General features: G+C 68.6%; 11 protein-coding genes. 8 read left to right on the top strand and 3 right to left on the bottom strand.

Annotated elements, in window-relative coordinates; all coding sequences use genetic code 11:
• The first annotated feature begins 255 nt into the window (after window positions 1–255).
• Window positions 256–3789, top strand: a complete 3534-nt coding sequence (locus ACK1X7_RS10610; RefSeq protein ID WP_413115004.1) for an indolepyruvate ferredoxin oxidoreductase family protein — start codon at window positions 256–258, stop codon at window positions 3787–3789.
• Window positions 3790–3921: 132 nt separating this feature from the next.
• Here the strand turns inward: ACK1X7_RS10610 and ACK1X7_RS10605 are convergent, their stop codons facing one another.
• Both ACK1X7_RS10605 and ACK1X7_RS10600 read right to left on the bottom strand, forming a co-directional pair.
• Window positions 3922–5217: a cytochrome P450 gene (locus ACK1X7_RS10605; protein ID WP_413115003.1), complete on the bottom strand. Its 1296-nt coding sequence runs from the start codon at window positions 5215–5217 to the stop codon at window positions 3922–3924.
• Window positions 5218–5486: 269 nt separating this feature from the next.
• Window positions 5487–5822: a LuxR C-terminal-related transcriptional regulator gene (locus ACK1X7_RS10600; RefSeq protein WP_413115002.1), complete on the bottom strand. Its 336-nt coding sequence runs from the start codon at window positions 5820–5822 to the stop codon at window positions 5487–5489.
• Here ACK1X7_RS10600 and ACK1X7_RS10595 point away from each other — a divergent pair.
• Both ACK1X7_RS10595 and ACK1X7_RS10590 read left to right on the top strand, forming a co-directional pair.
• Window positions 5821–6060, top strand: coding sequence for a hypothetical protein (locus ACK1X7_RS10595; protein ID WP_385150466.1), 240 nt, complete (start codon window positions 5821–5823; stop codon window positions 6058–6060). The two genes, ACK1X7_RS10600 and ACK1X7_RS10595, sit on opposite strands and share 2 nt — an antisense overlap.
• Window positions 6061–6234: 174 nt before the next feature.
• Window positions 6235–7350 carry a M20/M25/M40 family metallo-hydrolase gene (locus ACK1X7_RS10590; protein WP_385150463.1) on the top strand — a complete coding sequence of 372 codons (1116 nt, stop codon included), beginning with the start codon at window positions 6235–6237 and terminating at the stop codon, window positions 7348–7350.
• 94 nt (window positions 7351–7444) lie between these two features.
• Here the strand turns inward: ACK1X7_RS10590 and ACK1X7_RS10585 are convergent, their stop codons facing one another.
• Window positions 7445–8170, bottom strand: a complete 726-nt coding sequence (locus tag ACK1X7_RS10585; RefSeq protein WP_385150460.1) for a TetR/AcrR family transcriptional regulator — start codon at window positions 8168–8170, stop codon at window positions 7445–7447.
• Window positions 8171–8360: 190 nt separating this feature from the next.
• Here ACK1X7_RS10585 and ACK1X7_RS10580 point away from each other — a divergent pair, with 190 nt between their 5' ends.
• Genes ACK1X7_RS10580 through ACK1X7_RS10560 form a run of 5 tightly spaced genes read left to right on the top strand, consistent with a single transcriptional unit; the run spans window position 8361 to window position 14116 of the window.
• Window positions 8361–10070, top strand: a complete 1710-nt coding sequence (locus tag ACK1X7_RS10580; protein WP_398161553.1) for a peptide ABC transporter substrate-binding protein — start codon at window positions 8361–8363, stop codon at window positions 10068–10070.
• Window positions 10067–11131: an ABC transporter permease gene (locus ACK1X7_RS10575; RefSeq protein ID WP_385150454.1), complete on the top strand. Its 1065-nt coding sequence runs from the start codon at window positions 10067–10069 to the stop codon at window positions 11129–11131. Before ACK1X7_RS10580 ends, ACK1X7_RS10575 begins: the two co-directional genes overlap by 4 nt.
• Window positions 11128–12036 carry an ABC transporter permease gene (locus tag ACK1X7_RS10570; protein ID WP_119986383.1) on the top strand — a complete coding sequence of 303 codons (909 nt, stop codon included), beginning with the start codon at window positions 11128–11130 and terminating at the stop codon, window positions 12034–12036. The genes ACK1X7_RS10575 and ACK1X7_RS10570 overlap by 4 nt, the downstream gene beginning before the upstream one ends.
• Complete coding sequence (locus ACK1X7_RS10565) at window positions 12033–13082, top strand: ABC transporter ATP-binding protein (protein WP_385150451.1); 1050 nt, start codon at window positions 12033–12035, stop codon at window positions 13080–13082. The genes ACK1X7_RS10570 and ACK1X7_RS10565 overlap by 4 nt, the downstream gene beginning before the upstream one ends.
• Entirely contained in the window at window positions 13079–14116 is a 1038-nt protein-coding gene (locus tag ACK1X7_RS10560; RefSeq protein ID WP_385150449.1) for an ABC transporter ATP-binding protein, read from the top strand. The genes ACK1X7_RS10565 and ACK1X7_RS10560 overlap by 4 nt, the downstream gene beginning before the upstream one ends.
• Window positions 14117–14201: the final 85 nt, after the last annotated feature.

Below are 14201 nucleotides of genomic sequence, written 5' to 3'. Positions count from 1 at the left end.
GGTCTTTCTGCGGGCAACCCCCGGCAGCAGCCACTGCTCGGCCACACACTTCACACGACAGCGAGCTGAACTCGGTCGAGGTCGACTTGGATGTGCCAATGGCCTTTTGAGGCCAAGAGATGTCCATCGCTCACTGGGCCGGTGGCCCAGTGACGAGACTTTCTCGTTGACGCACGTCCATAGGCGGCCCATAGCATCAGTTCAATTGGCCCCAGCCTTAATGTCCGAGGTCCTTGAGAGTCAGGTGATGTTTGGATGTCCGCAGCGGTTGTCCAGGCGGCGACGGATGGTGGTTTCACGCTCGACGACCGTTATCTGAGGGAGCGGGGGACGGTCTATCTCACCGGCGTCCAGGCTCTGGTGCGTGTCCTCTTCGACCGGATCAGGCATGACCGGCGGTTGGGACGGGATACGGCGGCCTTCGTTTCGGGGTACGAGGGCTCGCCCTTGGCCGGCTTCGATCTGGAGTTGGCGCGACGCTCCGCGTTGCTGACCGAGCATGCCATCTCCCATCAGCCGGGGCTGAATGAGGAGCTGGCGGCGACATCGGTGATGGGCAGCCAACTGGCGGGCGAGGCGGGCCGTATGGGGCCGGACGGGGTGGTCGGGCTCTGGTATGGCAAGTCCCCGGGGCTGGACCGCGCGGCCGACGCCTTCCGGCACGCCAACCTGGTGGGTGTCCCGGGCATCAGCGGTGTGCTCGCGCTCGTCGGTGATGATCCGGTGGCCAAGTCCTCGACGGTGCCGTGCGCGTCCGAACGCGCCTTGGCGGATCTGGCGTTGCCGGTGTTCTACCCGGCGGATACGCAGGACATCCTGGATTACGGGCTTCATGCCGTGGAACTGTCCCGGGCCAGTGGCGTCTGGGCCGCGATGAAGGTGGTCACCAACGTGGCGGACGCGGCCGGCACCGCGACCGTCGACCCCGGCTGGCGCCCTCCGGTCCTGGCCCCACGCGGCGGCGCCAGTCCGTACGGCCATCGTCCGAGCGCCCATCTGCTGGGCAGCAGCCTCGCCGCGCTGGAACGCAGCCTGTACACCGTGCGGCTGCCGCTCGCCGCCGAATACATCCGTGCCAGCGGCGTCAACCGTTTGATCAGCGGCACCTCCGCCGACCGGGTCGGCATCGTGGCGGCGGGGAAGCCGTACCTGGATCTCCGGCAGGCGCTGCGCGACCTGGGACTCGACGAGAGGGACCTGGCGCGTTACGGGATCCGGTTGCTCAAGCTCGGTGCGATCCACCCCTTGGAGCCCACCATCATCAGGGAGTTCGCCGGTGGACTCACCGAGATCATCGTGGTGGAGGAGAAGCGGTCCTTCATCGAGGCGGCCATCAAGGACATCCTCTACGGAGTGCCCGGCGCGCCCGCCGTGTACGGCAAGGCCGGTCCGGACGGTGCGACGCTCTTCAGCGAGATCGGGGAACTGGGTCCCGAGGTGATCGCGGCCGGGCTCGCCCGCCGCCTGACCGCGCACGGGGAGATCGGCTCCGTCAGCGCCTGGCGGACGAGGCGCCGCGGGGAACGGATCTCCCTGCCCCTGCTGACCCGGACGCCGTATTTCTGCTCCGGCTGTCCACACAACTCATCGACGAAGGTTCCCGGCGGCTCGCTGGTGGGAGCCGGTATCGGCTGCCACACCATGGCCGTGTTCATGGATCCCGCGCAGGTGGGGAACGTGGTCGGGCTGACCCAGATGGGCGGTGAGGGCGCCCAGTGGATCGGGATGGCCCCGTTCGTCGGCGACGAGCACTTCGTGCAGAACATCGGCGACGGCACGTTCACGCACTCCGGCAGCCTCGCGGTACGGGCGGCCGTCGCCGCCGGGGTCAATATCACCTTCAAGCTCTTGTACAACTCGGCCGTCGCGATGACCGGCGGTCAGGAGGCGGTCGGCGGTCTCCCCGTCGACCGGCTGGCCGCGCTGCTGCTCCTGGAGGGGGTGGCGAAGGTGGTCATCACCAGCGACGCCCCGGAGCGGCTGCGCAGGGCCGGGCTTCCGAAGGGAGTTGAGGTACGCCATCGCGACCGGCTCCTGGGCACACAGGAGGAACTGGCCGCCATACCCGGGGTCACCGTGCTCATCCACGATCAGGAGTGCGCGGCCGAGAAGCGGCGGAAGCGCCGCCGCGGCAAGGCGGCCACCCCCGACACCAAGGTGGTGATCAACGAGCGGGTCTGCGAGGGGTGCGGGGACTGCGGTACGAAGTCCAACTGCCTGTCCGTCCATCCGGTGACCACGGAATTCGGCCGTAAGACGGAGATCAACCAGTCCTCGTGCAACCTGGATTACTCCTGCCTCGACGGTGACTGCCCGTCCTTCCTGACCGTCGTCCCCGGGCGCCCCGGGCGCCCCGGGCGTCCCGGGCGCCGCCGGGAGCTGCCCGACCTGGCCGCCGAAGCGCTGCCGGCGCCTGAGCGGCGGTCCGTCCGCGAGGACTTCACGGTGCGCATCACGGGCGTGGGCGGCACCGGCGTGGTCACCGTCGCCCAGGTCCTCGCCACCGCCGCGGTGATCGATGGCAAGCAGGTGCGCACCCTCGACCAGACGGGGCTGGCGCAGAAGGGCGGCGCCGTGGTGTCGGACATCAAGATCACATCAGAGGTGGTGGAGCAGGCGGCGAAACTCGCCACCGCCGAATGCGATCTCTACCTGGCCTGCGACGCTCTCGTGGGCGCCGATGCGCAGTACCTGGCGGCGGCCGACCCCGGCCGGACGACCGCGGTGGTCTGCACGACCGAGATCCCCACCGGCCGGATGATCATCGACCCCACGGTCACCTTCCCCGAGGAGGGCCGTATCCGCTCGGCCATCGACGCGGCCAGCGCGCATGCCGTGTATCTGGACGCCCGCGCGCTGGCGGAGGCGCTGTTCGACGACGACCAGTACGCCAACGTCCTCCAGCTCGGCGCCGCCTTCCAGACCGGAGCGCTCCCGCTGACCGCGGAGGCCATCGAGCGCGCCATCACGCTGAACGGCACGGCTGTGCGACGCAACCTTCAGGCATTCCGGCGGGGCCGTCAGCTCATCGACGACCCCGAGGCGTTCACAGCCGCCGCCACGCCCGGCCCGTCCGCCACGGCTACGGCCGCAGCCGGGCGGGTTCACCCGGCCGCCGGGCGGGTGCGGGCGATGGTCGGCGCGGAGCCCGGCTCCGAACTGGCACGTCTGCTGGACATCCGGGTGCCGGACCTCATCGCCTACCAGGATGTGCGGTACGCGGGCCAGTACGCGGAGTTCGTCGAGCGGGTCCGCCGCCACGAGCGGACCTCCACCGCGGTCACCGAGGCGGTGGCCCGCAACCTCTACAAGCTCATGGCCTACAAGGACGAGTACGAGGTCGCCAGACTCTCCCTCGAGCAGACGCTGACCCAGGACATCGAGGCCCGGTTCGGTAGCGGGGCACGGTACTCCTACCGGCTGCATCCTCCGGTGCTCAGGGCACTCGGCATGAAACGGAAGATCAGCCTGGGCCCCTGGTTCCGCCCGGTGTTCCGGACCCTCCGCGCGATGCGCAAGGTCCGCGGAACACGCCTGGACCTCTTCGGCTACGCGCACCTGCGCCGCGTCGAGCGCGCGCTGATCCAGCAGTACCGCGACACCATCCTGGAAGCCCTGTCCACCGCACGGCCCGCCGCAGATCTCGACGCCGTGGTGGAACTGGCGGAACTCCCCGACCTGGTGCGCGGCTACGAGCAGATCAAGCTGGACAACATCAACACCTACCACCGGCGGCGGTCCGACCTCCTGGAGAAGCTGCGGCCGACCCCCGTACACCCCTTCCCCTGAGAGCCGGTCGTCGTCGTAGCGTCGTAGGACGAGGATGTCCTCGTAGGGACGACAACGGAACCGAGGCTGAGAACTTCTATTCCTTGAATAGAAGTTCTCAGCCTCGACGTATGCGAGCTCTCGTTCACTCCGTTATGCATGTCGCTCTGGGGGACGCGCTGGACGCGCGGTGCGCCGTACCGTCACGCGCTCCGGCGCCCGAAACGACAGCAGGCCCGGCATGGGGGGCGGCTCCGCCTCCGCCAGCTCCACGTCCGGGAGCAGGGACGCGGCCATGCGCAGCGCCACGACTGCTTCGGTAAGGGCCATGAGAGCTCCCGGGCAGCGGTGCCGGCCGACGCCGAACGACAAATGCCGTCGGCTGTTCGGCCGATGCGGGCAGAGCCTCGCGGCATCGGGGAAGACCTCGGAATCGGAACCCGTACCCATCAGCATCAAGAGAAGCTCGCCCCCAGAGGGAATCCGGACACCCGACAGATGCACATCCCGCGTGGCCACTCTCCGCCAGGTCGTGACCGGTGGCTCACGGCGTATGACTTCCTCCACCCAGGCTTCACCGAAACCGTCGTCCGTCGCCAGCCGTGACCAGACGCCCGGGTCGGCTGCCGCTCTGCGCAGCACGGTGGAGATCAGTTGGGCGGTCGTGGACTGGCCGGCGATCAGAACGAAGAAGCACACGGCCACCGCGGTCTTCCGGTCGAGCGCAGCGCCGTTCGGCTGGCGATGCTCGCGCAGCGCGCCGAACAGACCGTCTACGCAGCGACCATCAGTGAACCGTGTCATCAGCCAGCGGTAGAAGTCTCCCACCTGCTCGGCCAGGTGCACCTGGCGCTCCACTCGGGGGCGCCCGTAGAACAGTTCCAGCGCCGCGTCGCTCCAGGCCACCAGTCGCTGCGGGCTCACGCCCTCTATACCGAGCACCCGCATCATCACCCTGCACGGCAGCCGCCGTGCGTACCCGGCGGAGAGGTCGTACACGGAACCCGCGGCGATATCGGCTTGTGCCTCGGCCAGCAGCTCCCGTGCACACTGCTCGATCAGGGGTGCTGTGGCGGCCACTTTGTGCGTGGTGAAGAACCGCGTCACCAGCCGTCGTAGCCCCGCGTGACTGGGGCCGCCATTGTTGGCGAGGGCCGGCGGCAGTGCGAACCCGGCCTTGGCGAGAGCGCGCAGGGCGGGCACCGATAGACATGTGATCGCCTTCTGAGTGTTGTCCGGCAGGTAGGACTCCGGGTCCAGAAGCACCCGTCGCACATCGTCGTACCGACTGACCAGCCACAGGCCCGTGCCCGGGTCGTGGTGAACCGGCGCGGAGTCCCGCAGAACCTCGAGCGTGGGAAACGGGTCGGCGACGAAGGGCTCCCCGAAGAGATCCAAAGACGCGAGCCCGTTTCCATTATCGACGTTTGGGGCAGAGCCACCGGCCATCCCGTACTCCAGAGTTAGTTAACGTTAACTAGCGTAAGATTATCGGGCCGCCGTTTGGGCTGTCCAGATTCGCCTCGGGCGGACCGCCGTTCCAGGATCTGGCGGACGCCGAGGTGCCCCGTGGACCTTGATCGGCCCTGGAGGGTCGCAGCCACGATGAGGGCGCTGGTGAGCGGAAGCGGGGCGGCGGCGAAACCGGCCGAGCAGCGCGACCACTGTCCAGCGCGTCCTGCATAAAATAGTGTGCCAAGCTGTTCATATCGACTCGGCTACTGCCGGACGTCCGATCCGCCGACCGGATGACGGTGAACGGGGATGTTCATGACGTGGCGTTCGACCGTCTTGGTCGCAGCGAAGAGGCTCTGACCGAAGTCCGCGTTCGTTCGCCCGGCGGCTATCAGCGCGAGGATCGCGGACTCGTGCGAAGTCAAGAGTGGTGTGGCACAGGCAGAGCCGGGGTGCTCGATGCGGGAAGTCACCGACTTGTCGCGGGCGAGGCGCACGAGCAGCCCCACGACTTCCTCCGCAGCGAGATTCTTGGCGACGGCGCCGGCCGCTCCGTGTTCCGCCGTGTGTGCTGAGGCGTTCACTCCCAGATCCGACATGCCGACGACCGTCGTGTTCGGCGACATTCGCCTGATCTGCCGCATCGACGCACTCGCCCCTTCGGGATCCGCGTCGATGTCGATGAGCACGACATCGGGACGCGTTTCCACCGAGCAACTGCGCGCGCTCGCGCACGAATCGCAGCCCGAGGCCACCGTGGTTGCGCAGGTGGGCCGGGTCGAAGCCGACACCGCCACCACCCACGAGTTCGCCGAGGCCCTGATTGCCTTCCTGTGAACGGCGAGCGCGGGCATCGGAGCGAGTGCATGGAAATGACCGTAGTCAATGTCATAGACTAACTTCGTGAGGTGAGCTTTGGGGGTGGGCTCTGTCGAGAGGGCCGGCAGCCTCGGCGCGCCCCCTCCCGCAGGATCCCACCTCGTCCCCAGGCCCCCGCGCGAAGGATCTGCTGTGAAACCAGCCACAGGACACAAACCCGAGCTGTTCCTCACCCGGCTACATCAACTGGTCGACATCGAGACCCCGACAGGCCACTCACCGGGACTGGACGCGACCTATGAGCTGCTGACGGAGTGGTCCGACGGTCTACTCGGAACGCTCCACCGTGAGGTCCGCGAGGGCGTACCCCACTTGTACCGGGAGGAGAAGGACCGCTCCGGGGCCCCACCGGTCCTTCTCCTCGGGCACGCCGACACCGTGTGGCCGCTCGGTACTCTCGCCGACTGGCCGTTCCACGTCGACGGCGCGCGGGTCACCGGACCTGGGGCGTTCGACATGAAGTCCGGGCTGGTGCTCGCTCTCGAGGCGCTGGAGCTCGCGGGCGAAACCGACCACGTCCGGCTGCTGGTGACGGGCGATGAGGAGCGCGGCTCCCTCACCTCGCGCGACCTGATCGAGGACGTGGCGCGGGACTGTTCCGCCGTGCTTGTCCTGGAACCCAGCTTGGACGGGGCGCTCAAAACCGCACGCAAGGGCGGCGCCATGTTCGAGGTCACGGTGAAGGGGCGGGCGGCCCACGCCGGCCTGGAACCGGAGCGCGGGGTGAACGCCTTGGTCGAGCTGTCCCACCAGGTGCTTGCGATCGATGCCCTGGGCGACCCCGCTCAAGGGACGACCGTTACGCCGACCGTCAGCAGGTCCGGTAGCACCAGGAATACGATCCCGGAGAGCGCGACGGTCGAGATCGACGTACGGGCATGGCATCGCGAGGAGCTCGTACGGGTGGAGAAGGATCTGCGGACCCTGCGGTCCCGGACCCCCGGTTCGCGGCTCGAACTCGCGGGCGGCATCAATCGCTTCCCCCTGGAACACAGCATGTCCGCCGGCCTGCTGGAACTGGCGCGGGCACTCGCACGGGCGGAGGGGCTGTCACCCGTGACCGAAGTCAAGGTCGGCGGCGCGTCCGACGGGAACTTCACCGCGGCGCTCGGCATCCCCACCCTCGACGGACTGGGGCCGGGCGGCGGCGGGGCGCACGGGCGCGACGAATGGGTGGACGCCGACTCCGTGCGGGAGCGGGCTGCCCTGGTCGCCGCCCTGATCTGCGCCCACGCCTGCCCGAGGTAGGGGGCGGGAGAAAGTCCGTCGGCCGGAGCGGGAGCGACGGCCGACGGACCCTCGGACGGCGTACGGGAGCGAACCCAACGGCGCGTTCGGTACGTCAGGACGCCGACGCGGACAGGACGGCCACCCGTGTTTCGACGGCGTCGAGAAGCATTTCCACCGCCTGGTCGAAAACATGCGGGTCGCCGATGGAGGTCAGGTGGTCGGACATCGAGGCGATGCGCGGATAGACCTCCGGGGAGAGGCTGCGGTACTCGACCTCCCAGGCCAGCGCGTCACCGCGCCGGGTGTTGTCGTCGAGAGCGTGCAGCCCCGACTCCATGCTGGACAGCGCGCGGATGACGTTGCCGAAGACTCGCATCGTCGACGTGGCTTCCTCCGGCGGCAAGCCCGCCCGTACCAGCGCGTCCAGCGCGAACTCCACGTTCTTGAACTCGGCGGGCCGGCGCGTGGTGCGCGCGGCCATTTGGAGAGCGAACTGGGGGTAGCGCAGGTAGTGGTCGTGGATGTGCCGGGCCATGACGCGCAGGTCGTCGCGCCAGGAGTCGGTGGCCTCGAGCTGCCCGCCGTAGGAGCCCGCACGCAGGCTGTCGATCAGTTCGAGAACCAGCTCGTCCTTGTCGCGGAAGTGCCGGTAGATCGAGGTCGGATGGGCTTCGAGTTCCTTACCCAGGGCCTGGAAGGTCAGCCCATCGAGACCGTCCCGCACGGCGATGGTCTCCGCGGCCTCCAGGATCATTTCACGGCTCAGGCTGTGACGGGCCCGCCGCCCGGGCCTCGGCTTCTTCGCTGTCGAGCGCTTCCCGTCCTGGCTCGTGCTCATCAGGGCCTTCCCTCCGTCCGACGGGGCGATGAAACCCCATTAGGGACGACTCTGCCCGAAGCCTGACTCACGAAGCAAGTCATCGTCATTGACTATAGGGTTGTCGACACCTCTTGCTGTGGCTGGATCCGCTCCCTACGATGAGGCCGCACAGCGCCCGCCAGGGCCGTATGGAGGGAAGGTGATGGCGATGGGCCAACACGAGAACGGCCGCCCGCGGACCCTCGTGGGACCCCGGAGGGCTACCGCCGCAGCCGCCCTGTCGCTGGGCGCCGTGCTCGCGGGATGCACGTCCTCGGGCGGCGGGCAGGCCGGGACCACGCAGAACCCGGTGGTGCCGGTCAAGGAGGGCGGGAGCCTGGTCATCGGCGCAGAGCAGGAACCGGACTGCGCCGACTGGATCTCCGTCTGCAGTGGCTCCATCTGGGGTGACTACCTGATGCGGACGACCACGATCCCGAAGGTATTCGACACCCGGCGCTCGGGTGACACCTGGGTACCGGTCGCCTCCCCGCTGATGGCCGACGAACCGACCACGACCACCAGCGGCCCGCAGAGGATCACGTACCGGATCTCGCCCGACGCGGTCTGGTCCGACGGCGAGCCGATCACCTCGGCCGACCTGAAATACACCGCCCTGCAGATCCGCGACGGCAAGGACGTCCTGGACAAGACCGGCTACGACAAGATCAGCAAGATCGAGACGCCGGACGCCAAGACCGCCGTGGTCACCCTCCGTGAGACCTACGGCGGCTGGCGCACCCTGTTCAGCTCGATCTACGGCGTCCTGCCCGAGCATCTGCTCAAGGGCAAGAACCGCAACGCGATCATGAAGGACGGCTACTCCTTCAGCGGCGGGCCGTGGAAGATCCAGTCCTGGAAGAAGGGCACCTCAGTCACTCTCATCCCCAACGACCGCTACTGGGGCCCCAAGCCCAAGCTCGACAAGGTCACCTTCCAGTTCACCACCGACACCGCCGCGGCCTTCCAGGCTTTCAAGAGCGGCCAGCTCGACGCCCTCTTCCCGACGCCGCAGCTCGATGTCGTCGAACAGCTCAACCAGACAGCCGGGGGCACCCGACGGCAGATCGACGCCGAGACGGGCAACCTGGAGGCGATCTGGATGAACAACGAGAAGTTCCCTTTCGACTCCGTCGACGTGCGCCGCGCCGTCGCCTACGCCATCGACCGCACCGCCATCGTCAAGAAGCTCTACGGCTCCCTCGGCGTGGACAAGCCCGCCCAGAGCTTCCTCACCCCGATCCTTTCCTCCTACGCCGGCACCGACTTCTCCCACTACACCCGAGACCTCAAGGCCGTTGACAAGGCAATGCAGGGGGACGGCTGGGCCAAGGGCAGTGACGGCATCTGGGCCAAGGACGGACGCCGGGCAGAGTTCACCATCGTCTCCCTCGCCGGCAACAAGCGGCGCGAACTCACCGAGCAGATCCTCCAGACCCAGCTAAAGCAGGCCGGCTTCCGGATGACCATCAAGAACACCACTCCGGCCAACCTGTTCGGCAAGCAGGCACCAGCCGGCACCTTCCAAATGGGGCTGTGGACGCTCATCGACACCTTCCCCGACCCCACGCAGAGCAACAGTTTCAGCAGCACCTCCATCCCCACTGAGGCCAACGGCCGCTCCGGCCTCAACTTCGTCCGCGCCCGGATCGACGGCCTCGACCCGCTGCTCGCCACCGTCGACCGCGAGACCGACCCGAGGAAACGCGTCGCGGCCTCCCGCCAGGCGGACAAGATCATCGCCGACCAGGTGCCCGCGATCCCGATCGGCACCGTCCCGAACATCCTCCTATGGAACGACCGCGTCGGCGGCCCGCTCAGCAACAACCCAAGCGAAGGCCCTTGGTGGAACCTCGCCGAATGGGGAGTGGCAAAGTGACGGAGGCTCTGCGGGCCGCCCCCGCTCCCGAGGGCCGGCACTCCGAAGGCCGCGGCGCGCAGGGCCGTGGCCGCGTGGGCCGGTCCCGGCAGATGCTCCGCTACGTGGTCCGCCGGTTGGCGTACTCGGTTCCCGTCGTCCTGGTCGCCTCGTTCGTCTTCTTCTGGGCCGTCCGCTCCACCTTCGACCCGCTCACCAAGCTGCGCCAGGCCCGCGACCCCGGCGTCCTCGCCCGCGAATCCGCCCGCCTCGGCCTCGACCGGCCGGTCCTCGAACAGTACGGACTGTGGATGAAGGCGTTCGTCACCGGCGACTGGGGCGTGAGCACCCGCACCGGCGACCGCGCCCAGGCCATGATCGGCTCCGCCCTCGGCACCACCCTCCAACTAATCGGCTGGGCCGTGCTGTTCGCCGTGGTCGTCGCCCTCGCGATCGGCACCTACTCGGCAGCCCGCCAGTACTCGGCGGGCGACCACCTGCTCACCGGGTTGTCCTACCTGGGCGTGGCCATGCCTGCCTTCTGGCTCGGCCTCCTGCTCATCCAGGTGTTCGCCATCTGGCCGCGCGAACAATTCGGGCTCGAACAACCCCCACTGTACTTCGTGGGCCTGCACTCGCCGGGCATGAGCGGTGTCAACGCCGACTACTTCCGGCACCTGGTCCTGCCGGTCATGACCCTCACCGTCGGGCTGATCGCCAGTTGGTCCCGCTTCAGCCGGGCGTCCATGCTTGAAGCTCTGAACAGCGACTACGTCAAGACCGCTCGTGCCAAGGGCGTGCCCCCACGCCGGATCTTCCTCCGGCACGCGCTGCGCAACTCACTGGCGCCCTTCGTCACCGTCGTCGCTGCCGACACAGCCCTGCTCATCGGCGGCCTCGTCGTCACCGAGCAGATCTTCGCCATCTCCGGCATGGGCCGGCTGTTCCTCGACTCCCTGCTGGCCGGCGACGTGTACGTACTCCTTCCTTGGATGCTGATCGTGGCGCTGGCGATGGTCCTGTTCAACCTGGCGGCCGACCTCGGATACGCGCTGCTCGACCCGAGAGTGACCTTGCGATGACCGTACCCAGTCACCACCCCGCGGAGCGGGCGCTCCCGCCGACGCCGCGGCCCGCAGACAAGAGCCGGCGGCGGATCCTCGTCGAACGGTTCCTGCGCCACCGCCTGGCCGTGGTCGGCCTGCTGATCCTGCTGGCGCTCATGATCTGTTGCTACGGAGCGGCGTGGGTGGCGCCCCATCCACGCAACGCCCAGGACATCCTCACCGGAGCCCTGCCCCCCTCCTCGGAGCACTGGCTCGGCACCGACGACCTCGGCCGCGACTATCTCACCGAACTCCTCTACGCAGGACAGGTCTCCTTGACCGTCGGCCTCGGTGTCGCCTTCCTGTCGACCGCCGTCGGCACCCTCGTCGGGGCGGTCTCCGGTCTCCTCGGCGGCTGGATCGACGAGGTGATCATGCGGATCACCGACCTCTTCCTCATCATCCCGGCCATCGCCCTCCTCGCGCTCGCCATGCAGACGCTCAGCCCCTCACCCGTGACCATCGTGCTCGTCCTCGCCGGACTCGGCTGGACCGTGATCGCACGCGTCGTCCGTTCCCAGGTCATCAGCCTCCGGGAGAAGGAGTTCGTGCAAGCCGCACAGGTGCTCGGCTCCTCGCGAACCCAGATTGTCCTGCGGCACCTGCTGCCCAACCTGACCGGTGTGATCATCGTCAACGCCTCCATCGCGGTGGCCGCCGCGATCATCCTGGAATCCACACTCAGCTTCCTCGGCTTCGGCATCCAGCCGCCCCAGTCCAGTTGGGGCAACCTCCTCAACCAGGCCGCCGGGCTCGTCGGCACGCCCAAGGACTACCTCCTGTACGCGCCCGGCGTAGCCATCCTCCTCACCGTCCTCGCAGTCAACTTCCTGGGCGACGGACTGCGAGACGCCTTCGACCAGCAGAGCAGGCAGTCATGACCTCTCTCACTTCCGACACCGGCAACGACCGGCCGGACACCGCCACCGACCTGCTCTCCGTCCGTGATCTGACGGTCGAGTACCGAACCGACACGGGGCACGCCGCCGCCGTGGAACGCCTCTCCTTCGACGTGCACGAACGCGAGACACTCGCCCTCGTCGGGGAGTCGGGCTCCGGTAAGAGCGCGGCGGCCATGGCCCTGATGGGCCTGCTCCCGCCGTCCGCGCGGGTCAGCGGCTCGCTCCGCTTCCGAGGGCGGGAACTCCTCGGACTGCCCGAGCGGGAACTGCGCGCGGTGCGGGGTCGGCAGATCGGCATCATCTTTCAGGACGCACTGGCCGCGCTGAACCCCATGATGACAGTCGGCGACCAGATCACCGAGGCCGTCGCCGTCCACGATCCCGGCCTCGGCCGCGATGCCCTCACCGAGCGTGCCATCGACCTCCTCGGACTCGTCGGCATCCCCGCACCCCGATCCCGGCTGCACGCCTACCCACACGAGTTCTCCGGCGGAATGCGCCAACGCGTCATGATCGCCATTGGCATGGCCAACGAACCCGACCTGCTCATCGCAGACGAACCGACCACTGCCCTCGACGTGACCGTACAGGCTCAGATCCTCGACGTCCTGCGCCACGTGCAGGAACGCACCGGCACCTCGGTGCTGCTGATCACCCACGACCTCGGCGTCGTCGCGGGCGTCGCCGACCGCGTCATGGTCATGTACGGCGGTCGCAACCTGGAGTGCGGCGACGCCGAGTCGGTCTTCTACCGGCCCGCGCACCCGTACACGCAGGCCCTGCTGGACGCGCTCCCGCGAATCGACCGGCGCGTCCCCCGGCTCACTCAGATCCCGGGCCAGCCCGACCCGCCCGGACGCCGCCCGCGCGGCTGCCCGTTCCAGCCCCGCTGCTCCCACGCCCTGCCCGAAGTCTGCGGCACCGAGATCGGGGCCGCAGTCCGGGTTTCCGACCTGCATACCACCGCGTGCGTCCGGACGCACGAGATCGCACTCGCCACCGACAGGGAAGGGGACCCGCGATGAAGACGAAGACGTCGACGGTCGTGGTACCGAAGACGGACGCGCCCGCCGTGCACGTCCAGGCCCTGGTCGCCGAGTACCGCACCGGCCGCCGCGCCGGCACGGTCCAGGCCGTGTCCGGCGTCGACCTCGCCATCGGCCGTGGCCGCACCCTCGGCCTGGTGGGGGAAACCGGCTGCGGCAAGAGCACCCTCGGCCGCTGCCTGGTCCGCCTCGTCCAGCCGGTCGGCGGCCAGGCCCTGATCAACGGCGTCGACATCGCCCGGGCCCGAGGCGACGAAATCACCCGGCTGCGCAAGCAGATCCAGCTCGTCTTCCAGGATCCGTACTCCTCGCTCGACCCCCGGATGACCGTCGAGCAGATCCTCGTCGAACCCCTGCGCATCCACCGCCTGCACCGCACCCGCCGGGCCGAGCGGGTCCGCGAACTCCTCGAACAGGTCGGCCTTGATCCCGACCACGCCCGGCGCTACCCCAGCCAGTTCTCCGGCGGACAACGCCAGCGCATCGGAATCGCCCGCGCCCTCGCCGTCGAACCGGACGTCCTCGTCCTCGACGAACCGGTCAGCGCTCTGGACGTCAGCGTGCAGGCGAGCGTCATCAACCTGCTTCAGGACCTCCAACGGGAGCTGGCACTCACCTACCTCTTCATCGCCCACGACCTGTCGGTGGTGCGTCAGATCAGCGACGAGGTCGCCGTCATGTACCTCGGCCGGATCGCCGAGAGCGGTCCCGCCGACGCACTGTACGGCACCCCGCACCACCCCTACACCCAGGCGCTGCTGTCGGCGGTCCCGATCCCGGACCCACGCGCCGAGCGGGCCCGCCGCCGCATCGTGCTCCAGGGTGACGCCCCCAGCCCGCAGAGCCCGCCGTCCGGCTGCCGGTTCCGCACCCGCTGCTGGAAGGCACAGGAAATCTGCGGTCAGCAGACGCCCGTCCTCCGGCACACTGCCACGGGCCACCGGGTCGCCTGCCACTTCCCCGAGCCCGCGACGCCTGTGGTTTCCGTCGGCCGCCCGCCCACTGAAACGTGACACCGGCGAACCGCTCGATCCTCTGACGGCACGATCCCCGACTTGTACGCCCCTACCCGTACGACCTCCGGCGTACGGCGATATC

Source organism: Streptomyces sp. CY-1, from assembly GCF_047218265.1.
Classification (GTDB): Bacteria; Actinomycetota; Actinomycetes; order Streptomycetales; family Streptomycetaceae; genus Streptomyces; species Streptomyces niphimycinicus.
Note: the sequence above shows the minus strand (reverse complement) of the source record. Positions and strands in the feature narration are given on the sequence as shown.